22 protein-coding genes and 1 tRNA gene are annotated in these 21,080 nt (G+C 43.6%); 2 read left to right on the top strand and 21 right to left on the bottom strand.

Annotation, left to right across the window (positions count from 1 at the left end):
* Positions 1-116: 116 nt before the first annotated feature.
* The 9 genes from ACR8BL_RS16785 to rpsF form a co-directional block, all read right to left on the bottom strand.
* Entirely contained in the window at positions 117-1,943 is a 1,827-nt protein-coding gene (locus ACR8BL_RS16785; RefSeq protein WP_434748664.1) for an oligopeptide ABC transporter substrate-binding protein, read from the bottom strand.
* A 20-nt stretch (positions 1,944-1,963) separates the two neighbouring features.
* Positions 1,964-2,869 carry an ABC transporter permease gene (locus tag ACR8BL_RS16780; protein WP_434748663.1) on the bottom strand — a complete coding sequence of 302 codons (906 nt, stop codon included), beginning with the start codon at positions 2,867-2,869 and terminating at the stop codon, positions 1,964-1,966.
* Positions 2,870-2,897: 28 nt separating this feature from the next.
* Positions 2,898-3,860, bottom strand: coding sequence for an oligopeptide ABC transporter permease (opp4B, locus tag ACR8BL_RS16775; RefSeq protein WP_434748662.1), 963 nt, complete (start codon positions 3,858-3,860; stop codon positions 2,898-2,900).
* 7 nt (positions 3,861-3,867) lie between these two features.
* Positions 3,868-4,800, bottom strand: a complete 933-nt coding sequence (locus ACR8BL_RS16770; RefSeq protein ID WP_434748661.1) for an ABC transporter ATP-binding protein — start codon at positions 4,798-4,800, stop codon at positions 3,868-3,870.
* A gap of 4 nt (positions 4,801-4,804) precedes the next feature.
* Positions 4,805-5,803, bottom strand: a complete 999-nt coding sequence (locus ACR8BL_RS16765; RefSeq protein ID WP_434753148.1) for an ABC transporter ATP-binding protein — start codon at positions 5,801-5,803, stop codon at positions 4,805-4,807.
* A 738-nt stretch (positions 5,804-6,541) separates the two neighbouring features.
* Positions 6,542-7,135: a M15 family metallopeptidase gene (locus tag ACR8BL_RS16760; protein WP_434748660.1), complete on the bottom strand. Its 594-nt coding sequence runs from the start codon at positions 7,133-7,135 to the stop codon at positions 6,542-6,544.
* A gap of 263 nt (positions 7,136-7,398) precedes the next feature.
* Positions 7,399-7,668, bottom strand: a complete 270-nt coding sequence (rpsR, locus tag ACR8BL_RS16755; RefSeq protein WP_090923587.1) for a 30S ribosomal protein S18 — start codon at positions 7,666-7,668, stop codon at positions 7,399-7,401.
* A 57-nt stretch (positions 7,669-7,725) separates the two neighbouring features.
* Positions 7,726-8,214 carry a single-stranded DNA-binding protein gene (gene ssb, locus ACR8BL_RS16750; RefSeq protein WP_293200436.1) on the bottom strand — a complete coding sequence of 163 codons (489 nt, stop codon included), beginning with the start codon at positions 8,212-8,214 and terminating at the stop codon, positions 7,726-7,728.
* A 51-nt stretch (positions 8,215-8,265) separates the two neighbouring features.
* The gene (gene rpsF / locus ACR8BL_RS16745) at positions 8,266-8,559 is read right to left on the bottom strand and encodes a 30S ribosomal protein S6 (protein WP_434748659.1); all 294 of its coding nucleotides are present in this window, start codon (positions 8,557-8,559) and stop codon (positions 8,266-8,268) included.
* Positions 8,560-8,774: 215 nt separating this feature from the next.
* On the opposite strand from rpsF, the gene ACR8BL_RS16740 reads away from it, so the two are divergent.
* The gene (locus ACR8BL_RS16740; RefSeq protein WP_342553557.1) at positions 8,775-8,969 is read left to right on the top strand and encodes a YjzC family protein; all 195 of its coding nucleotides are present in this window, start codon (positions 8,775-8,777) and stop codon (positions 8,967-8,969) included.
* Between the two features lie 438 nt (positions 8,970-9,407).
* Here the strand turns inward: ACR8BL_RS16740 and ACR8BL_RS16735 are convergent.
* From ACR8BL_RS16735 to ACR8BL_RS16720, 4 genes are all read right to left on the bottom strand, one after another.
* Positions 9,408-9,498, bottom strand: a tRNA-Ser gene (locus ACR8BL_RS16735).
* 158 nt (positions 9,499-9,656) lie between these two features.
* Positions 9,657-9,866 (bottom strand): DUF951 domain-containing protein, encoded by a 210-nt coding sequence (locus ACR8BL_RS16730; RefSeq protein ID WP_434748658.1) that lies wholly within the window; start codon positions 9,864-9,866, stop codon positions 9,657-9,659.
* Positions 9,856-10,800, bottom strand: a complete 945-nt coding sequence (locus tag ACR8BL_RS16725; protein WP_434748657.1) for a mechanosensitive ion channel family protein — start codon at positions 10,798-10,800, stop codon at positions 9,856-9,858. The genes ACR8BL_RS16730 and ACR8BL_RS16725 overlap by 11 nt, the downstream gene beginning before the upstream one ends.
* Before the next feature lie 14 nt (positions 10,801-10,814).
* On the bottom strand, positions 10,815-11,066 hold the full coding sequence (locus ACR8BL_RS16720) for a DUF3343 domain-containing protein (protein WP_434753147.1): 252 nt from the start codon (positions 11,064-11,066) through the stop codon (positions 10,815-10,817).
* A gap of 129 nt (positions 11,067-11,195) precedes the next feature.
* Between ACR8BL_RS16720 and yyaC the strand changes: the two genes are divergently transcribed.
* Positions 11,196-11,801, top strand: a complete 606-nt coding sequence (yyaC, locus tag ACR8BL_RS16715; protein WP_434748656.1) for a spore protease YyaC — start codon at positions 11,196-11,198, stop codon at positions 11,799-11,801.
* On the opposite strand, the gene ACR8BL_RS16710 is transcribed toward yyaC, so the two are convergent.
* The 8 genes from ACR8BL_RS16710 to mnmE form a co-directional block, all read right to left on the bottom strand.
* Entirely contained in the window at positions 11,776-12,276 is a 501-nt protein-coding gene (locus ACR8BL_RS16710; protein ID WP_434748655.1) for a DUF4446 family protein, read from the bottom strand. The genes yyaC and ACR8BL_RS16710 overlap by 26 nt on opposite strands.
* Before the next feature lie 142 nt (positions 12,277-12,418).
* Positions 12,419-13,570, bottom strand: coding sequence for an aminotransferase class V-fold PLP-dependent enzyme (locus tag ACR8BL_RS16705; RefSeq protein WP_434748654.1), 1,152 nt, complete (start codon positions 13,568-13,570; stop codon positions 12,419-12,421).
* 146 nt (positions 13,571-13,716) lie between these two features.
* Positions 13,717-14,565, bottom strand: a complete 849-nt coding sequence (locus ACR8BL_RS16700) for a ParB/RepB/Spo0J family partition protein (RefSeq protein ID WP_434748653.1) — start codon at positions 14,563-14,565, stop codon at positions 13,717-13,719.
* Positions 14,558-15,319 carry a ParA family protein gene (locus ACR8BL_RS16695; RefSeq protein WP_434748652.1) on the bottom strand — a complete coding sequence of 254 codons (762 nt, stop codon included), beginning with the start codon at positions 15,317-15,319 and terminating at the stop codon, positions 14,558-14,560. Before ACR8BL_RS16695 ends, ACR8BL_RS16700 begins: the two co-directional genes overlap by 8 nt.
* Before the next feature lie 184 nt (positions 15,320-15,503).
* Complete coding sequence (noc, locus tag ACR8BL_RS16690) at positions 15,504-16,322, bottom strand: nucleoid occlusion protein (protein WP_434748651.1); 819 nt, start codon at positions 16,320-16,322, stop codon at positions 15,504-15,506.
* 489 nt (positions 16,323-16,811) lie between these two features.
* Complete coding sequence (gene rsmG, locus ACR8BL_RS16685; RefSeq protein WP_434748650.1) at positions 16,812-17,534, bottom strand: 16S rRNA (guanine(527)-N(7))-methyltransferase RsmG; 723 nt, start codon at positions 17,532-17,534, stop codon at positions 16,812-16,814.
* Positions 17,534-19,423, bottom strand: a complete 1,890-nt coding sequence (gene mnmG / locus ACR8BL_RS16680) for a tRNA uridine-5-carboxymethylaminomethyl(34) synthesis enzyme MnmG (protein WP_434748649.1) — start codon at positions 19,421-19,423, stop codon at positions 17,534-17,536. Before mnmG ends, rsmG begins: the two co-directional genes overlap by 1 nt.
* A gap of 141 nt (positions 19,424-19,564) precedes the next feature.
* On the bottom strand, positions 19,565-20,941 hold the full coding sequence (mnmE, locus tag ACR8BL_RS16675; protein WP_434748648.1) for a tRNA uridine-5-carboxymethylaminomethyl(34) synthesis GTPase MnmE: 1,377 nt from the start codon (positions 20,939-20,941) through the stop codon (positions 19,565-19,567).
* Positions 20,942-21,080: the final 139 nt, after the last annotated feature.

The raw sequence follows: 21,080 nt of genomic DNA, 5'->3' as shown, positions 1-21,080 counted from the left end.
ACTTTTTTTGAAAAAAATTAAATTTTTTTTATTTATTGGTTACAAAAAAACATGGATTTCTTCACCCCTGTCAGTGTCAGAGTGATCGGAATCCATGTTTTTTGTTTATTTATTGATTATTGAGCAACAACCGGTTTGTCAGCATTTACAGCCAAATCGCTCAAATATACGCCTGTTCCATCACCAATCGCATAGTTCATTACACGTTTGTTAACTGGTGATACCACAGCACGATACAGCGTTGGGAATACTGGAACTTCATCCACCATGTATTTTTGCCATTCATTGTAGATCTCTTTACGTTTCTCTACGTCAAATGCCTCAGCAGAGACACCACGTGCCAGCAATTTATCATTCTCTTCACTGGAGAAACGAGGGAAGTTGTAGAGTGCATCACGTCCATACAAACCGGATGGGTCAACATCGATACCAACACCCCAAGCCGCTTGATACACATCGACTTTAGGATCATCTTTACCTGTGTTACCTACACGGTCATAGAAGTTGTTAAACTCGATCATTTCCAAGTTTACTTTCAGACCGATCGCTGCCCAAGATTGAACATAGTAACGTGCCAGAGGTTCAGCCGTGTCGCCACCTGTCATGGAAATAAAATTGATTTCAAGAGGTGAACCGTCTGGTTTCGTACGGAATTCTCCGTCCATTTTGTAGCCAGCTTCGTCAAGCAATTTCTTCGCAGCTTCCGGATCATACTTCACGCCTGGATTACTGGAATCGTGGAATTCAGGGTGAGAAGGTGGAATCAGCGTTGTTGCATTCCAGCGAAGACCATTGTAGAAACGTTTACCTACTTGGTCATTATCTACAGCCATCCACATTGCTTTACGCAGGTTTTTATCACCCATTTTTGCGTCAGGATTGGATTTAACTTTATTGTTTTCAGCATCCCATGTTCCCAATTTGAAACCGATGTACGTATAAGCACGGTCGATTGCACCCAGGAATTCTACGTTAGAGAGGTTCGCGTTATCTTTATACTGATCTGTTGGGAAGGCATCTACCAGATCTACCCCGCCAGATTTCAGCTCTTGAACAACCGTTGTTGGGTTGATTACTTTCAGCGTCACTTTATCCAGTTTTGGTGCTCCACGCCAGTAGTCATCGTTCTTAACAAACGTTACAGACTCACCTGGTGTAATCGTTTCTACTTTAAACGGACCAAAACCAATTGGTTTCTCACGTACTTCTTTGGAGGAAGACATTTTCGCTATATCCATACCACCAAAAATATGTTTGGCTAATGGATATGTCCACACGCCGCCTGTCAACAGGGATGGCGTTGCTTCTTTATACGTAATGCTGATTTTTTTGTCACTCAGCACTTTAATACCAGAGATTGTTTTTGCTTTTCCAGCGTGGTATTCATCCATACCTACAACACTTGTGAAGTTGGAATCATAACGTGGGCCATCATAGCCTTTGCCACCAATGACTTCATAAGCAAACTGCAGATCTTCAGCCGTTACCGGCTTGCCATCATGCCAGTTTACATTGTCACGAATCGTGAGCGTAAACGTTTTGCCATCTTCGGATGTTTCATATGTTGCAGCTCCATCATTGGTATAAACATAGTCTTTATCCCAAGTCAGCAAACCTTCGTCAAACCATTGCAAGACTTGCGAATCCGGATTACCGGAATAGAAGTTAAAGTTCAATGTACCTTCGAAAGCTGTATCCGAAACGAGACCAAACGTTAGTGACCCGCCTTTAATCGCTGTACCTTCATTCTTTTTAACATTGCTAAAGTCTTCAATGGAGTAAACGCCCTCTTCTTTTGCAGGTTTCTCCTCCGTTTTGCCTTCTTCTGTTTTTGCTCCTGGTGCAGGTGTTGCTGCCTCTTTCTCGGAGCATGCCGCAAGTGCCAATACAAAGACCAGCATCATCGTGAAAAATAGTCCTCGTGAAAATAATCCCTTTTTCATGAACCTTTCCTCCCTTTTTTTTAACCTCTTCTTTGTCTTGCATCCGTCGCACGCTTCAAGGCTTGTCCGACATTATTTATACTCAACATCAATACTAGAATCAGTAGTGATGCAGGTAGCCATATCCACCATCTGTATTCCAAGGTTTGCGGATTACGTGCATAACTTACGAGTGTTCCAAGACTTGGTGTGCTTTCCGGGAAACCAAACCCCAGGAAAGACAGCCCGGATTCAAGGCCAATATTAGCTGCCAGATTCAACGTCATCGTAACGATGATAATTGAACTCAGGTTGGGAAGAAGCTGAGATACAATAATTTTAAAGTGAGAAGATCCCAAAGTTTTGGATGCTTTGATATACTCCAGTTCGCCCTCCTGTAGTGCCTTGGATCGAATCAGTCTGGCAATCCCCATCCATAGGAAGGCGGTCATTATTAGTGAGAATGAAACGATATTATATTTCGGCACAGCCGTTACAAATGCAATAACCATCATCAGGAAAGGCAGGATCATGAAAAAGTCCACCACACGCATGAACATATTATCAATCATACCGCCGAAGTATCCCGAGAGTACACCAACCAGAATACCAATGAATCCCGTCATTACGGTAACCAGAATACCAATGGTTAACGAATTTCTTGTCCCAATGACAAGTTGACCAAATACATCTCGACCGCCATAGTCTGTCCCCAGCCAATACTGCGCGGATGGTGGCTCATACAGCGCAAACAAATCAACTTTAACAATGTCGTCCTGATTCAGGATCATAGAAGTTCCATATACAAGAAGGATGACAAGCCCCAGGAATATGAGTGAAACGAGGGCTACTTTGTCCCTGGCCAGCTCTCGCCATAAGATTTTTAAGCTGGAAGGGCTTTTATCAACTTTCTGTGAAGTTACAACAACATCATTGGCCTTGCTCATCTGTTTTCACCCCGAAATCTTCAAGTTCTTACTTAATGCGAATACGCGGATCGACCAATCCCAGAATAATATCAGACAGCAGTGAGCCTAGAATAGTAGCAATCCCGTATAATAACACGAGTGCAGTGACTACACTGAAATCCCGTAATGAGATGGAATTCAGGAACAACTGTCCCATACCCGGGTAGCTGAATATACTTTCAATAAAGATGGTTCCGCCGATCAGCCCCGTAATCTCATACCCGAAAAATGCAGCAATCGGCAACAGGGAGTTTCGCAAAATATGTCTGTTGTAGATTCGGGATTCCGAAGCACCTTTGGCTCTCGCCGTGAGTACAAATTCTTTGTGCTTGATATCAATAATCTCACTGCGTAAATATTGTACCGTTGATACGGTGGAGATTAATGCCATCGATAATGCTGGCAAGAGCAAATGATGAATCTTGCTTATGACATAATCGAATGTTCCTGGTGTAAGTCCAGGCGCTACACTTCCCCCAGTCGGGAACCAGCCAAAGCGGAAACCAAAAATCCAGACCATGACCAGAGCAAAGATGAACAGCGGTGCTGCAAAACCTAAGTACGTATATCCTGTAATCAAACGGTCAGACCAGGTGTCGTTATACCGACCACTGATAATACCGAGTGGGATAGCAATAAGATAGGTAAGTATAAGTGTTGCCAAAGCAAGCCAGAACGTATTAGCAATTCGTTGACCAATGAGGTCTGTTACTGGCATTTTGAATCGGAAGGATTGTCCGAAGTCACCCATAACAGCATGTCTGATCCAGTCCCAATACTGTATATACCATGGATTATTAAGTCCTAGCCGTTCACGTTGTTCTTCCAGCGCTTTGGGATCAACACTCGGATCGAGCAATCCCGTTAATGCATCACCTGGCATGGCTTTTGCCATCAGGAAGACCAGAATGCTGAGTAGAATGATTTGAGGAATCATTATAAATATTCGGCGTACAATAGTTTTCCACATATGGCTTTCAACCTTTCTGAGGTAAAGCTACCCGGTGAGTATCGGAAATGGATTGGAGCGAATAGGCAAGCCCTTCCTCATCGAAGAAATTGCGATATGAGTCTTCATACTCGGATTTGATCTGCTGTCGGAAAGCTATCATTTCCTCACGTTTGGTTGGGTCCATATCCGGAATCGCTGCAATAAGACGTTTGGTATAGATATGCTGGGGATTTTCAAAAATATCATCTGTGGTCCCCTGTTCCACATATCGCCCTTTATACATAATTCCGATCTGGTCGCACATATGGCGAATGATTCCCAGATCGTGGCTAATAAACAAATAAGTCAGATTCAGTTCCTTCTGGATCTCCTGCATGAAATTGAGCACCTGGGCTTGTACGGATACATCGAGTGCAGATACAGGTTCGTCAGCTATGATCAGTTTTGGCTTGAGTGCAATTGCTCGAGCAATTCCAATCCGTTGACGCTGCCCCCCTGAGAATTCATGCGGATACTTGTAGATAGACTCAGGACTTAACCCTACCTTCTCTAATAAACTACTGACCTGCCTCTTCTCCTCCGTTGCCGTCAGCCGTTCATAGTTTCGGAGAGGCTCAGCAATGATGTCCATCACACGCTTCTTCGGATTAAGTGAGGAATACGGATCTTGGAAAATCATCTGTACATCTCGCTGAAGCTGACGATCTTTGCGTCGTTCTTTCGTTAAATCTTTGCCATTAAATAAAATTTTGCCAGCCGTTACATGATTCAGACCAATCACAGCTCTGCCTGTTGTTGTCTTGCCCGAACCAGATTCTCCAACAAGCCCGTAGGTCTGGCCTTCTTCAATAGAAAAGCTGACGTCGTCAACAGCTTTGACACTGCTAATCTCCCGTTTCAGTAATCCTCCGCGAATCGGAAAGTGTATCTTGAGTCCTTCTACTTCAAGTAATGCCATTATGTTATTCCTCCTCCGCTTGATCAGGGAAATGAAAGTGCTGATAGCAGGTACACCTTACGAAGTGTCCTGGTGCAATTTCATGCATCTGCGGGTTGTCTTCATGAGCTGAGTCGCTGATCCATGGAATACGAGCCTTGAATCGGCATCCCTGCCTTGGAAGATTTTTAAGAGAAGGCACAATGCCTTGAATAACATGTAATTTAGATTTTTCTTCACTGAGAGTGGGAATGGAATTCAGCAATGAACGTGTATACGGATGTTTTGCATTACTCATCAACGTGACGATGTCTGCAATTTCAACAATTTCACCGGCATACATGACCGCTACGCGATCAGCCATCTCAGCCACCACACCTAGGTCGTGTGTGATCAAGATAATACCGGCATTGATCTCCTTCTTCAGATCACGAATCAGTTCAAGGATCTGTAGCTGGATCGTAACGTCGAGTGCTGTCGTTGGTTCATCGGCAATCAATAGCTCTGGTTTGTTAGCAATCGCGATCGCGATGACAATTCTCTGTCTCATGCCACCAGATAACTCGTGGGGATATTGCTTATATATTTGTTCGGGACGTGGAATCCCTACCTGGTTCAATAAGTGAATAACCTTGTCTCTCTTTTCTTTAGAAGACAACTTAGATTGATGAAGTGTAAGAATCTCTTCAATCTGCTCACCTATGATCATTAGAGGATTGAGTGCGGATAATGGGTCCTGAAAAATCATGGCCATTTCTTTTCCGCGTAGTTTGTTCAACTTGTTAGGGGAGATGTTGGCGATATCTTGCCCTTTATAGAGAATCTGGCCTTCGATTTTGGCTTTGTTATGCAATCCCATTAGAGAAAATGCAAACGCACTTTTACCTGAACCCGACTCACCTACAATTGCTAATACTTCATTCTTCTTAACCTTAAGATTAACGTGATCAACTGCTGCATAATAGTTATCTTCAATTCTGAATGATGTCGTTAACTCTCTGACTTCCAATAGCTCTTTATCCAAATCAATCACCCTAACCCCGTAATTTCCGCAGACTGTATTCGTAAGTAGAAGAATGCATCCACTGTATATTTCCATGTTCTTCAATAAATTGAACAAAAGTGTATACAAAATACCTTATCGTTAACAGAATCAAGATTATAGTCTTTAATTTAAACCATTGGTCAATTAATGTTGACAATTCCTAGCGGAATTATAAATACAAATAATTACTGTAATCATACGTGTAATTTTAGTTAACGTCAATCATTATTTTGAGATTATTGGAATAAATGTTTTTTATACTACAGTTTTGGATAGTATCTTTGCAAAAAGGCGGAAATACTGAGGTTTTTGTATGAAATGTTAGCCTGCTTGGGTCAACTTTATAATGATATGAGGCGTGTACATTAGACTGTTTTATGTTCATATATAACATATCTATGACACTAGGTGTGGTTTTTATTATAATCCGTGTAAAAGTAGCTTAATTTGTGTGAATATCATGTCATATTTAGGGGGAATTTGTCGTTTGAGAGTTTAAAACTATACCGTCATATAAACCTTAGTTATATACTTTTATTTAAGATTTGTAAGGTAAACGTAAAAATCTAGTTATTATAGTATAGTTTTATTTATTTGTTGCTGTAAAGAGTTAATTGTCACTTTTGAACATTTATTTTACAAAAGAAAGAAAAAAGTCCTACAACAAGCAGGACTTTTCTAATAATTATTCATATATACGTATATATACTATTTGATTTATGGTGCAGCTGGCGGTCTTTTACCACGCTTTAACTCACGAATACTTAGATCAAAATCCATCTGCAAATGGGGGTAGTCCGGAAAGTTAGCCCAGTCTCCACCCCAGGTGAATCCCAGCTCTTTCGCTAAATCAACAACCTCCATCCAGTCCGCCTTACCATTGTCATTATCATCTCGCTCCATATCCCACACAATCTCTCCGCCCGGAGTCCTCAATGCAAAATCAATGGCAAGCCCATAGTTATGATAAGATTCTCCACCTCGTGCATTCGTAACAATATTACCAGAAGACGATCGACCTTGGGCAAATAGAGCATCCTGTTCTTCCACACTTCGGTATCCATGTGTGATTACAACTTGTATACCACGCCGGGCAGCCATGCGGACTAATACACCTTCACTTTCAGCAATAACCGGGTGCAAACCTGTTATGGGTAAAGGCTCAGGAATCGTCTCATCTTGCCACAGCTGACCCATCTCACCTTTTTGCTGCAACCATACATATACAATAGATAGAATAATCGTTGCGATGATCCAGTTCCTTAGGCTTTTCTTCCTTCGCTGTCTTTCTTTACGTAGTGATGAATTCATATACTCTCCCAAATTAAATTCTATTGATGAACTTCACTTCGTGGTTATATGATTGGGTTCATTTCATCTATGGCAGGCTATATTCTATTATAATTCATCTCGGCTTCGAAAGCTTCTTCTGTAAGAATTACATGATTATACGTTTTCATTTTCTTCATCTTTCATGGGGTCTTCATCTCATCTGTGATAATACTATAGATCTGAGAATACAAAAAAGCAGCCAGCTGTAAGCCGACTGCTCTCGTATGCAAACTGAGTAGAAACTACTCAGTTGTGTATGGCAGCAATGCGATTTGACGGGAGCGTTTGATTGCAATCGTCAGCATGCGTTGATATTTAGCGCTAGTACCTGTTACACGGCGCGGCAAAATTTTTCCACGTTCGCTGATAAATTTACGAAGCAAGTCCGTATCTTTATAATCGATGTGAGTAATTTTGTTCGCTGTGAAGAAGCACACTTTACGACGTTTATTGCGACCACCACGACGTGCCGGTCTTTTATCGTCTCCGCCTTCTCTTTGCTTGAAGCCCATGCTTTTCAGTCCTTTCCTATCATGTAACCCATATCTCCTAAGGAGTATCGGCCCACGTTAAAATGGCAAATCATCATCCGATATATCAATCGGTTTTCCGTCATCGGAAAAAGGATCCTGATTGTTGCTACGCGCAGCATTATTATTATTGCTTGCACGTCCGCCGCCGCCTCCATAAGAAGGCTCTTCACGCATAGGTTGTCCCCCGCCGCCACCGCCTTCGCGGTTAGCTGACTCCAAGAAACGAACATTATCGGCAATGACTTCGGTCACGTATACACGCTTTCCTTCGTTATTCTCGTAGTTCCGTACTTGAATGCGTCCTTCGACTGCAGCCAGACGACCTTTACGCAAATAGTTTGCACAGGTCTCAGCAAGCTGTCTCCAGGTTACGACCGGAATAAAATCTGCTTCCCGCTCTCCTCCTTGGCTTGTAAACGGTCTGTCTACGGCCAAAGTAAATTGTGTCACGGCTACTCCTGCTGGAGTGTAACGCAACTCAGGATCCCGGGTTAACCGGCCGATCAGAATGACACGGTTCAACAATGTAATCCCCTCCTTCTGAGCGTATTGGTGCGATAATCACGAGTTATCGTCTTAGGCAGACTTAACGTCGTTGGTAATGAGATAACGAATTACTTCGTCAGAAATCTTCATGAGACGCTCAAGCTCAGTAACTACTGCTGGTTCAGCAGTGAAGTGTACCAGAACATAAACACCATCACGGAATTTCTTGATCTCATACGCAAGACGGCGTTTACCCATAACGTCGTGAGCTGTAATCTCACCACCGCCGTTGGAGATGATGCCTTGGAATTTATCGACTGTAGCTTGAACAACTTCTTGCTCAACGTCAGGACGAATAATGTACATCACTTCATATTTGCGCATAATTTTCACCTCCTTATGGACTCTGGCCCTCAATCCAGGTTGAGAGCAAGGAACGAGCACAAACTCGAACTATATTAATATAACAAATACGCAGGCGAAATGCAAGCAAACGTTCCCTGTACATATTGGTACATAATCTCTAACATGATTAGCCTTCTGCTGGAACAGACTATAGAAGTAACAATGATCTCATTCTGTTAAGGAGGCTGCTTATTATGGGTGAAAGAACCGAGTTTGAGCCGGGAGACAAAGCACCAAACGATGGAGAGTACACGGAAGTCGGAGAAAAAAGCTTTCACACGGAGATTAATGATCCAAAGCGAGTAACCTTGAAAAAAGGCGAAGCCTTTCCGGAAACCAGTAATCAGAACCGCAAGTGGAAAAAGCTGACCAAAGCCCGGGTTCATTAACAACGTTCTTTTTTTACGAGCATGTATATAAAACGTAAATTAGCACATAATACAATTAGGCGGTGCACGAGAGAGGTGTGGTTCCGTTGGACAACGAAGCCGATTTTTCGCTGTTGGAGTTACATCACGTAATATAAGAAGCAATTGGGCGTGTTAAGGCCCTTCGTCTAAAAGCACAAGTATTGCCGCAAGCAGTACAACCAGCGTTTCTGCCGTTACGACCGATTGTGATCTAACTAAACATGCATCGCCGGATAAAGAGCCCTTCGGGGCTCTTTATTTCTATGTTTATTGGACAACCTCATTTTATGACATATCATATGAGTAAATTAAACATAAAAAAAGACTCTCCGATTGGTGGAAAGTCCTTTCAGTATTCTTTATGCAAACTCCATTCCATGGAGCTATGTACATTTTACACTAACTAAAAAACTGAAGTGGCGGAAAGGGTGGGATTCGAACCCACGCACGCTGTGACACGCCTAGCTGATTTCGAGTCAGCCCCCTTGGGCCTCTTGGGTACCTTTCCGCAGCAAAAATGATTATACCACGCCTAAGGAAGGAAAGCAATACATGTCCCCATCTGCATGTAAACGCTATTTTCACCAGTAGCTCTAACCAGATACTTTATATTTAATATTGCAGATATAGGCTAGGTATAGCATGATAACCTTTTACAAACTATCCTCAGGATTCTGTATTATCTTCCGTCGATCGCAGTACTTTTTTCATATTTTTCTCAAACTTGGCTCTGGGAATCAGTACGCTATGTTTGCAACCAACACATTTGATCCGGATATCCATCCCCATGCGAATGATTTCCATCTCATTGCTACCGCAGGGGTGCTGCTTTTTCATCTGTACTATATCTCCAAGCTGGAAACTTTTACGCTCCACCTGCACCATCTCCCTCATTATTATCCAGCGCAGCCGCATGCTCTAATGCAGCCTGCTTACTTCTCTCATGATACTCCAGAATTTTCTTCACATCTCCCTGAATCTGACGTTCCACAGAAGTTCGGGAGTTCGGCAAGCATTCTGCTACAACACGTATAACATAATCCGAAGTTGACATGGACTGTATACCCAGAACATCTGGCACCTTCACAATATTCAGGTCACGTTCCTCAATGCCTGCAAGTGATTGTTTGATCAGATGTACGGACTCATCCAGCGTTAGATCGGCCTTCATCGGGATATCCACCACAGCAAGTGAATTGGACATGGAATAATTCGTTACACTAGCGATTGTGCCGTTCGGGATGATGTGTACTTCTCCCTGCCAGCTTACCAGTTTAGTCGTTCTTAAGCCAATGACCTCCACCGTTCCTTTATATGAGCCAGTCTGAATAACATCCCCTACGGCAAACTGATCCTCTAATATAATGAAAAATCCTGTGATAACATCCTTCACTAATCCCTGCGCTCCAAAACCAATCGCAAGCCCCAGTACACCAGCACTGGCCAGCAGTGGGCCCACCTGAACGTTAATTTCCGATAACAGCAACAGAATCATAATAAAATTACAGGTTATCGATGTCGCATTTTTCAATAGTTCACCAATCGTTACGAATCTTCGCGGGTTCACACGAATTTTGCCTTCCTGTTTCCGTGCCATCGAACGATCAATAACCCGGGACACCACTTTAATGACAATACGGGTGATAATAAAAATAATGAGGATGCGAATTGAGCTGAACATGATGTTAAGCCACATATCCGTATCCGAAATTCTCGCCCACACTTGATCCGTCCAGCGAATGGCTTCCTTCATAGCTGCTGCTGTACCGCCACCAGTATTACCATATTGGGCAAAATAAAATGACATCATGTCTGATCACTCCTCTACATCGGTATGTTATCATAGCTGTCTTCGGTTTTGAAATAGAGGCCACGGATCTCGACAAACTCATCTCGAATTATTTTCTGCACTCGCTGCAGATCCTCTTTCGGAAACTGAATACACAGTGCACAGCCGGCTGTAATCTCCTTCGGAGTCGGAAACAAGTCAATCTCAATCTCTGCAAATTCAAGCAGCATCTCTGCACGCAGTGCCTGCTGTGTTGAATCAAAAGCAATCAGCATCCAATTATCCATCCATTCGTCCATGTCCTGCTCCTTTCCCCCTTCTGCGGCTCTCTGGCAAAAAGCCTGTCCTTACGAAGTATAAAATACTCTACCTTTCCATATACTGATACTACTATTCCAAGGGAAAGGATAGATCCTATGAATCCTACTTCGCGTTCCTTTTCATCACAAGATATGACCAGTCTGAAAGTTCCTCATACCGATGCAGGTGTACACTCCGCTATTGTGCATCGTTTAATGTTCCATCTCTACAAAGCTCACTCCCTGCAAAATGTAGTGATCGTTTGCATTGGTACAGACCGCTCAACCGGTGACTGTCTCGGACCGCTGGTAGGTACGTCACTTGCCAAATGGGACAGCCCTCTATTCCATCTGTATGGCACGTTAGATGAACCCGTCCATGCTGTAAATCTGCAAGATACACTCCATAACATTTACAGCACCCATCACAACCCATATGTGATAGGTATTGATGCCTGCCTGGGTCAATCCTCCAGTGTCGGTTGCATTCAGGTGGTGAACGGTCCTCTCAAACCAGGCGCGGGGGTAAATAAAGAATTACCGCCGGTCGGCGATATCCATCTGACAGGTATCGTTAACGTCGGCGGTTTTATGGAATACTTTGTTCTTCAGAACACACGGCTTAGTCTCGTCATGCGGATGTCTGAAATTATAGCAACCAGTCTATATTCAGCCATTCGGGAGTGGCATACCCGTTCTACTCTGCTTGCTGTGCCAGAGTAATAGCTTCCTTTTCCTCTGGGGAAAGTGTATACGTTGACTCTCCCCCTTTCAGAGGTTTCGCATATACATAAGAACCGTCACGATTGAATAATCCGGTAAGAATCATACCATCCTGACTATCATTAATCATGGCTATCGAGAAGCTTAGGTCGCTACCACGCTCTCCGTATGCATTATATCTTTTCACGCCGATCTTACCCTGGATACGGGCCAGTTTCTGCAATGCTTCTTGCAGCTGATTTGTTTGCAGCTTGTGTTCATCCTCAATGCTATCCATCTGAATTTTCAGATTGATCAACAGTGACTCCAGATCCTCTACACCACTGCCAGCCATCATGGCTTCGTATTTACGTTTAACCTTCCGTAACTTTGCCCCTTGAGCAATACTCACGATCAGTAAAATCACCGTAAGTAAAGTCACTCCGCCAATAATCCATAACAGCTGTTCCAGAATCAGCTCATTTAATTCAGCCATGTAAGTGCAACTACCCCTCTATGTTTTTGATTAGATTCATGCCTGTCCGCAGTCCTTAGCTTTTATTATAAATCAACCCGTTATTCAAGGGATTAATCATATATTTCCATTTTAAAATACAAGATGTAGTTTTCTATCGTTACTACTCCGTTGTCAGCTCTGTAACGGCCCGAATGAGTTCATCCACCTCTTCTTTGGTGGAGTTGTATCCTACACTTGCCCTAACAGCTCCAGTAGTAGTTGTACCGGCTGCCTCATGTGCAAGTGGTGTACAGTGAAACCCCGAACGAACAGCAATATCATAATTCCGATCCAACTGAAATGCCAATTGAGCTGAATCATATCCCTCAACAATAAAGGATACTAATCCTGTACGCGGTTGTCCAATACCTGGGCCCAGTAATCGAATACCCTTAATGGAGGATAGTCCCTCCATCATATGCTGTGTCAGTTCCCATTCATGCTGGTAGATTAAAGCAGGTGTCATCGTGAGTACATGTTTCACTCCCGCTCCCAACCCAGCGATCCCAACTGTATTAGGGGTGCCAGCTTCATATCGATCTGGACGCACTTTAGGCTGCTCCAGCGCTTCGGATTGGCTACCAGTACCTCCATGAAGCAGAGGTTGCACATCAAGCTCAGGAGCAATATACAGACCCCCTGTCCCTTGTGGCCCTAGCAGACCCTTGTGGCCCGGAAAAGCCAGCATATCAATCCCCAGTTGTCCTACATCAACCGGTATCACTCCAGCGCTCTGAGCAGCATCTACCAATAATAGGGCCTGATAGGTGTGACATAGTTGTGAGATTTCTTCAATTGGCAAGATGCTGCCCAGCAAATTAGAGCTGTGTGTACACACAACCAGACGCGTATTTTTCCGAAACATCTGTTCCATCTTTTTCATGTCCATAATTCCGGAGGCAGTAACGGGTACATAATCAACCTCAATTTTGCCTTGCCTACGAAGGAATTCCAATGGCCGCCGAACTGAATTATGCTCCGCCATTGTGGCTATAACATGATCACCGTCTCGGAGGACTCCTTGAATTGCAAGGTTGAGGGCTTCCGTTGTATTCGAGCCAAATGCAATATCATTGGGATTCTTGATACCGAACAGAGTCGCTACCTCTCTCCTCGTTGCAAACAATATCCTGCTGGCTTGCACAGCCATACGATGACTCCCTCTGCCCGGGTTAGCTCCGGCATATTCGAGGGCACTCATCATTGCCTCACCCACAGCAGCTGGTTTAGGCCAAGATGTCGCTGCATGATCCAGATAGATTATTTTCTCCATCCTCTTCCCACCACCTCTGCTCATACGGAATAACTACAGGATTGGCATGTAAACAAAGAATGACATATCGTTTCTCCAGAACACAGAGTCGATATGTCATGACATGAGTAGCTCTGCATGTTGTTAATGATCGATCAAACGAGTTGCTATTGCAACAGTTCCAATAACCGTTCAAGATCCTGCTTGCTGTAGTAATTGAGCTCTATTTTACCTTTATCTTTCTGACTATGTTTGATTTTCACTGTCGTTTTAAACCTTTCCCGCAGTGACTCCTCTAACGTATCGATAAATGGATCTTTCTTTTTGGGCTTGGTTTTGGACTTCGCCTCACCTGTTTTGGAACGATCCAATTGCTGAACTGCTTCTTCAAGTTCACGTACACTCCATTGCTGTTCAATGGATTGTTTAGCGAGTTGCTTGACCAGACTTTCGTCTTTCACGCCCACGATAGCTCGCGCATGTCCCATCGACAATGTTCCACGTGAAACATGATCCTTTACTTCCTCTGGCAGAGCCAGTAATCGCAGAAAGTTAGCAATATGAGAGCGGGATTTTCCCACCTTTACGGATAACTCTTCCTGAGTCAGTGAGAATTGATCCATTAACCCCTGATAGGCAACTGCAACTTCCATTGCATTCAGATTCTCCCGCTGCAAGTTCTCAATCAGGGCAATCTCCATTACCTGCTGATCATTAAATGTACGAACTACAGCCGGAACAGTAGCGTTACCGCAATACTGTGATGCTCTGAATCGGCGCTCGCCTGCAATAATCTCATAACCCCGAAGTACAGGGCGAACGATAATCGGTTGAATAACACCATGTTGCCGAATAGATTCCGCCAGTTCATGTATTGCTTCCTCATCAAATGCTTTACGAGGCTGATAAGGGTTAGCCCGCAGTTGGCTAATCGGGATTTCTACGACTTTATCGTCGTCATTAATTGAAAGCGAAGGAATGAGGGCATCTAGTCCTTTTCCAAGCCGCTTACTCATAAGAAATCACTTCCTTTGCGAGCTCTAAATACACTTCCGCTCCTCGGGAACGGGGATCATACGTAATAATGGATTGCCCGTGAGAAGGTGCCTCACTAAGCCGGACATTACGCGGAATAATGGTCTGATACACTTTTTGCTGAAAATACTTTTTCACTTCTTCTATAACCTGGATGCCAAGATTCGTACGAGCATCAAACATCGTCAACAATACACCTTCGATCTGAAGAGAAGTATTCAGATGTTTCTGCACCAGTCGAACGGTATTCAACAACTGGCTTAATCCTTCCAGGGCATAATATTCACACTGAATCGGAATAATTACGGAATCAGAGGCAGTTAGTGAGTTAATGGTCAACATTCCGAGCGACGGTGGACAATCAATCAGAATATAATCATAATTGTTTTTCACGAGTGCCAATGCCTTTTTCAGACGCACTTCTCGCGATATGGTGGATACCAATTCGATCTCGGCTCCGGCAAGTTGAATCGTTGCAGGTATGATATGAAGTCCCTCAATCTGTGTCTCCGCAATTGCTTCCTGGGGAGGTACATCATTAATAAGAACATCATATATACAATTCGCCACATCTGCTTTATTAATACCGACTCCGCTCGTTGTATTCCCTTGGGGGTCAATATCGACAAGCAGTACCCTTTTCCCTAGTGAAGCAAGTCCCGCACCCAAATTAACCGATGTCGTTGTTTTCCCCACACCGCCCTTTTGATTTGCTACGGCCATAATCTTAGACAATACCTTCACCTCAAATAAAATAGGAGTCTTTTCTAGTAGGTTGTGAGTTACAGTTAACAATAAGCAGGGGCCATCATACGCACGAACAACAACTACCGTTTTACCAAAACGATGTTCATCTTCACGTATACACAATCTGACTGTTAAGACAGAAAAAGCGGCCCATTGCCGCCTTAAGCTTCAATTATTTGCGTTTAGGAATATGAATAACGATTTCGTAATGATCCTCGTGGTCAGCTTCTTTTGTTTTAATATCCATCCCTGAACCTGTTACCATATCAATGGACTGACGAATCGTGTTGAGTGCCAACCTTACATCTTTGGTAAAGGATATACGTTTGGACTTCTTAATTTTAGTAGCTTCCTTATAAAAAGCAACACGTACTTCCGTCTGCTTCACATTCAATCCCTTGTCGATAATCTCGCCCAGCAATTTCAACTGTAGCTCTTCCGTATCCAAAGATAACAAAGCTCTTGCATGGCGTTCAGATATCTTCCGCTCCATCAAAGCTGTTTTCACACCATCAGGAAGTTGTAACAAACGAATCTTATTGGCAATAGTGGACTGACTTTTGCCAAGTCGTTGAGCAAGACTCTCCTGTGTCAATTGATGCAGATCAATCAACTTTTGATAAGCAACTGCTTCCTCAATCGAGGTTAAGCCTTCACGTTGCAAGTTCTCAATCAAAGCAATAGAAGCTGCTTGAGAATCATTGAATTCGCGCACGATGGCCGGGATGTGCTCCAGGCCCAGTTTGCGTACAGCACGCCAGCGGCGTTCCCCAGCAATAATCTCATATGATCCATTCCGAACACGCACGACAATCGGTTGAATAATGCCATGTGTTTTAATCGTTTGCAGTAACTCATCGATCTTATCATCATCAAATATAGTACGGGGTTGATACGGACTGCTCACAATTTCATTAACCGGGACTTGTTTAATCTCATCTCCGTTATTGCGCTCCGCCAAACCAAACAACTTCGAAAATTGTTCTTTCATTCCGTAGATTACCACCTAGTTTCGTAATAGCTCCTGCATGGACAGCAGATGCTTCTTATTCCATAAGCGAGACAATACTTCCATCGTTCCTGAAATAAGTTATACCATTCTTATGAACTGCTGCGAAGCAGCATCAAATGCTTAACTATCTATTAATATGAACTAATCTATGATCACTGTTTACGTATGATCTGATACTTCTATTCTATCATCTTTTTCTCCATAAGCCTATGTTTACCTATTCTTTAAAGAAAGCAAATTTTCCTGCTTTTCTTTAATGTAATTCAGGAAATTCAAATATTATATTCATATGATATAGTCATAAATATTTGTAATAAGATCTAATTCATCTCCTTTTTAATTCAAACTCGCTATCACATTGATGATTTAGCCGAAAAAAAGAGAATGTTTCACGTGAAACATTCTCCTTCAAATCTTACTGCCTTATAATTCGAAACGTAATTTCTGTTAATCATTCTGAAAAAATGCTCAAACAAGTGGAGTTTTTAGTGGCGTCCCCGGTTTACGAGGGTACTTAAACGGTGTCTTATCGAACTTCTGAATCAGAATGATATGACGTTCGGACTCCTCCACTGGTAACTGGAATGGATGAACAGCTTTTACCCGTCCTTTCAGCTGATTAAAGCTGAACTCTGCTTCTTTCATTTCGTCACGTGGGTCTCCACCCTTCATTGCAGCAAACATGCCGCTTTTACGTACAAAAGGAAGACAGAACTCATTCAGTACCGCCAGCTTGGCTACTGCGCGTGCAGTAACCAGATCATAGCTGTCTCGATATCCTTCTTTGCGACCCAGTTCCTCAGCACGACCATGGATCAATTCAACTTGCTCAAGACCAAGTGTATCCACCACATGTTGCAAGAAACCAATTCGTTTATTCAATGAGTCAACGATCGTAAGCTGGATATGGGGAAAGCAGATCTTCAGCGGTAATCCCGGGAACCCTGCTCCCGAGCCAATATCGGCAAGTTTATTTACTTTCGTCATATCTGTATAGAACGCTAGCGATACCGAGTCATAGAAGTGTTTCGTATATACTTGCTCACGATCTGTGATGCCAGTCAGGTTCATTTTTTCGTTCCAGGATACCAGTTCTTTATAATACATTTCGAACTGTTCCAGCTGGGGTTCTCCTACTTCCAAACCATGCTCCTTCAAGCGCAGCTGCAACTGCTGTTGAATATCGTCCATTATTGTCCCCTTGCTGCGGTAACGCGATTATAATGCTCCAGGTAGACAAGTAAGATGGAGATATCCGCAGGCGTAACTCCTGCAATACGAGATGCTTGACCAATCGAAATCGGACGGATTTTCGCAAGCTTTTGCTTGGCTTCCATCGCAAGACCATGAATCTCATCATATACGATCGTGTCCGGAATTTTCTTTTTCTCCATTTTCAGCAAACGTTCCACGTGGATCAATTGTTTCTCAATATAACCCGCATATTTAATTTGAATTTCAACTTGTTCCTTCATATCAGCGGTCAATTCCACTTCGGAAGGGGATACCTGCTCAATCCAGTCATAGCCGATCTCTGGACGACGCATCAGATTTAGCAATGTACTTCCATCCTGGATCGGTGTAGAACCAATCTCTTCAAGTTTGGCATTGACCTCAACAGGACGTACTTTTGCCTCTTTCAGACGTGTGATCTCCTGCTCGACTTTTGCCTTTTTATCCAGGAAAGCCACATAACGATCCTCAGTAATCAATCCAATGTCATGACCAATCTCCGTAAGACGCATATCTGCATTGTCATGACGGAGCAGCAGACGATACTCGGCACGAGATGTCAGCAACCGGTAAGGCTCATTGGTACCTTTTGTAACGAGGTCATCAATGAGTACACCAATGTAACCTTGGGAACGATCAAGCACAACGGCCTCTTTACCCTGCACTTTGCGTGCTGCGTTGATGCCAGCCATTACCCCTTGTCCAGCGGCTTCCTCATATCCAGATGTACCATTAATCTGACCGGCTGTGAATAGCCCTGGCAGACGTTTCGTTTCAAGAGAAGGCCACAACTGTGTTGGAACCATCGCATCGTATTCAATGGCGTAACCATTCCGCATCATTTCGACTTTTTCCATACCAGGGATCGAACGAAGAACGGCGAGCTGTACATCCTCAGGCAAACTTGTAGACAGCCCTTGTACATAATATTCAGCTGTATTCTTGCCTTCAGGTTCCAGGAATATTTGGTGTTTTGGCTTATCGCTAAAACGTACAATTTTGTCTTCAATGGATGGACAGTAACGCGGCCCTGTTCCCTCAATCACACCGGAAAACATGGGCGCACGATGCAGATTATCATTAATAATCTGATGTGTCTCTACAGAGGTATACGTCAGCCAGCAAGGTAGCTGCTCATTAGTAGAGGATTTTGTTTCATAGGAAAAGAACTTCGGCTCATCATCGCCAGGCTGAATTTCGGTTTTGCTAAAATCAATCGTATCCTTATGCACACGCGGTGGTGTACCCGTTTTGAAACGTACCAGCTCGAAGCCCAGCTCACGCAGATGCTCCGACAATTTAAGGGATGGCTGTTGATTGTTTGGTCCACTCTCATACATCAACTCACCCATTATGACTTTACCACGCAGATATGTGCCTGTAGTCAACACTACAGCTTTGGCACGATATTCTGTACCTGTTTGGGTGACAACTCCGACACACTGACCGTCCTCAACGATCAGACGATCTACCATACCCTGACGCATGGTCAGATTAGATTCCTTCTCCATCGTTTCTTTCATTGTATGTTGATACGAAAATTTATCAGCCTGTGCACGCAGTGCATGAACCGCAGGGCCTTTACCCGTATTCAGCATCCGCATTTGGATAAACGTTTTGTCGATATTCCGTCCCATTTCCCCGCCAAGTGCATCAATCTCCCGCACGACGTGTCCTTTTGCCGGTCCCCCAATAGATGGGTTACAAGGCATGAAAGCCACCATGTCGAGGTTGATTGTAATCATCAGCGTCTTGGAGCCCATCCGGGCTGCTGCTAGAGCTGACTCTACCCCGGCATGTCCTGCTCCAACGACAATGACATCATAACTGCCGCCATCAAAAGCCATGTTATTACCTCCTTATTTTGCTTGTATCTATATCAAACCAATACTTCCTGGCAACAACATCATTCCATCCTTTGACAACGGGCAGAGATTGTACCTTCCCATCATACACAGCCATTTCAATGAAAGAAACGGGAGTATAATTTACTTTCCTAGACAGAACTGGGAGAATATCTGATCAATTAATGCGTCATGTGCCGTATCTCCCACGATCTCTCCCAGCTGCTCCCATGCCAAACGGACATCAATCTGGATCATATCAATCGGAACAAACTGATCCGCAGCCTCATACGCATCAACCAAGGATTGTTTCGCCTTCTTCAACAATGCAATATGACGGACATTGCTTACATACGTCAAGTCTGCAGACTCCAGCTTTCCACTGAAGAACAGTGTCGAGATAGCATCTTCTAATCGATCAACACCCAACTCGTCCTTCACCGACATTGGAACAAGTCGCTCCTCGGGAATATAACGGAGCAGCACGTCACGTTCAATCTGTGGCGTTAAGTCCATTTTATTCATAATGATTATTGATTGTCTACCGCGGATTTGTTCCAGCAATTCAATCTCATCTGGATGAAGCGGCTCGGCAGCATTCACAACCATCAGAATCAGATCCGCATCATTGACAGCAGAACGGGAACGCTCCACCCCGATCTTCTCAACGACGTCCATCGTTTCCCGAATCCCTGCTGTATCGAGTAGTTTCAGAGGAATATTGTTTATTGTGATGAATTCTTCAATGACATCCCGTGTCGTTCCCGGAATATCAGTAACGATCGCCCGGTTATCTTGTGCGAGTGTATTCATTAATGAAGATTTACCCACATTAGGCCTTCCGACAATAGCTGTCGTGATGCCTTCACGCAATATTTTGCCTTGTTCGGCTGTAATCAGCAATTTATCAATTTCACCCATGACTTCACTGGACTTTTCTTTGATAAACTCAGACGTTAATGATTCTACATCATGCTCAGGGTAATCGATATTCACTTCAATATGAGCCAGTGTCTCTACTAACGTATATCGCAAATCACGCAGCTTGGAGGACAGTTTACCTTCTACTTGCTTCAGCGCTACCGAGAATGCACGATCCGATTTCGAACGAATAAGATCCATGACCCCTTCCGCCTGGGACAAGTCTATCCGCCCATTAAGGAATGCCCGTTTCGTAAATTCACCCGGTTCAGCCAAACGTATATCAAGTTGCAACAGCAGGTCCATCACCCGTTTAACAGATACGACACCACCATGGGCACTAATCTCTACAACATCCTCTGTAGTAAATGAACGAGGCGCACGCATTACGGTTACCAGTACCTCTTCTACATTTTCCCCACTGCCTGGATCTATAATATGGCCATAATGAACCGTATGGGATGGTGCCTGAGTCAAAGGTGTTTTGCTGCGGAAAATCTTTTCTGTCTCTGTCACCGCATCCGGTCCACTGACGCGAATCACCGCAATGCCAGCTTCACCGACCGCTGTGGATATGGCTGTAATCGTATCGCTAATCATCGTGATCTCTCCTTACTTCTATATAATGAAGTTGTCATCTAATCCATTCCGGAGAATGCCAACACATATTCAAGTCTATTTGTACGAAAAAAGCAATGGCTTCTGCACCGGGCAGGAAGCCATTGCATCTTCAATTGCG

The sequence above is a fragment of the Paenibacillus amylolyticus genome, from assembly GCF_051136285.1.
Lineage (GTDB): Bacteria > Bacillota > Bacilli > Paenibacillales > Paenibacillaceae > Paenibacillus > Paenibacillus amylolyticus_F.
Note: the sequence above shows the minus strand (reverse complement) of the source record. Positions and strands in the feature narration are given on the sequence as shown.

Coding starts and splice junctions, on each gene's coding strand:
- ACR8BL_RS16785 (WP_434748664.1), bottom strand. CDS start 1,943: ATGAAAAAGGGATTATTTTCACGAGGACTATTTTTCACGATGATGCTG.
- ACR8BL_RS16780 (WP_434748663.1), bottom strand. CDS start 2,869: ATGAGCAAGGCCAATGATGTTGTTGTAACTTCACAGAAAGTTGATAAA.
- opp4B (WP_434748662.1), bottom strand. CDS start 3,860: ATGTGGAAAACTATTGTACGCCGAATATTTATAATGATTCCTCAAATC.
- ACR8BL_RS16770 (WP_434748661.1), bottom strand. CDS start 4,800: ATGGCATTACTTGAAGTAGAAGGACTCAAGATACACTTTCCGATTCGC.
- ACR8BL_RS16760 (WP_434748660.1), bottom strand. CDS start 7,135: ATGAATTCATCACTACGTAAAGAAAGACAGCGAAGGAAGAAAAGCCTA.
- rpsR (WP_090923587.1), bottom strand. CDS start 7,668: ATGGGCTTCAAGCAAAGAGAAGGCGGAGACGATAAAAGACCGGCACGT.
- rpsF (WP_434748659.1), bottom strand. CDS start 8,559: ATGCGCAAATATGAAGTGATGTACATTATTCGTCCTGACGTTGAGCAA.
- ACR8BL_RS16740 (WP_342553557.1), top strand. CDS start 8,775: ATGGGTGAAAGAACCGAGTTTGAGCCGGGAGACAAAGCACCAAACGAT.
- ACR8BL_RS16725 (WP_434748657.1), bottom strand. CDS start 10,800: ATGATGTCATTTTATTTTGCCCAATATGGTAATACTGGTGGCGGTACA.
- ACR8BL_RS16720 (WP_434753147.1), bottom strand. CDS start 11,066: ATGGATAATTGGATGCTGATTGCTTTTGATTCAACACAGCAGGCACTG.
- yyaC (WP_434748656.1), top strand. CDS start 11,196: ATGAATCCTACTTCGCGTTCCTTTTCATCACAAGATATGACCAGTCTG.
- ACR8BL_RS16710 (WP_434748655.1), bottom strand. CDS start 12,276: ATGGCTGAATTAAATGAGCTGATTCTGGAACAGCTGTTATGGATTATT.
- ACR8BL_RS16705 (WP_434748654.1), bottom strand. CDS start 13,570: ATGGAGAAAATAATCTATCTGGATCATGCAGCGACATCTTGGCCTAAA.
- ACR8BL_RS16700 (WP_434748653.1), bottom strand. CDS start 14,565: ATGAGTAAGCGGCTTGGAAAAGGACTAGATGCCCTCATTCCTTCGCTT.
- noc (WP_434748651.1), bottom strand. CDS start 16,322: ATGAAAGAACAATTTTCGAAGTTGTTTGGTTTGGCGGAGCGCAATAAC.
- rsmG (WP_434748650.1), bottom strand. CDS start 17,534: ATGGACGATATTCAACAGCAGTTGCAGCTGCGCTTGAAGGAGCATGGT.
- mnmG (WP_434748649.1), bottom strand. CDS start 19,423: ATGGCTTTTGATGGCGGCAGTTATGATGTCATTGTCGTTGGAGCAGGA.
- mnmE (WP_434748648.1), bottom strand. CDS start 20,941: ATGATTAGCGATACGATTACAGCCATATCCACAGCGGTCGGTGAAGCT.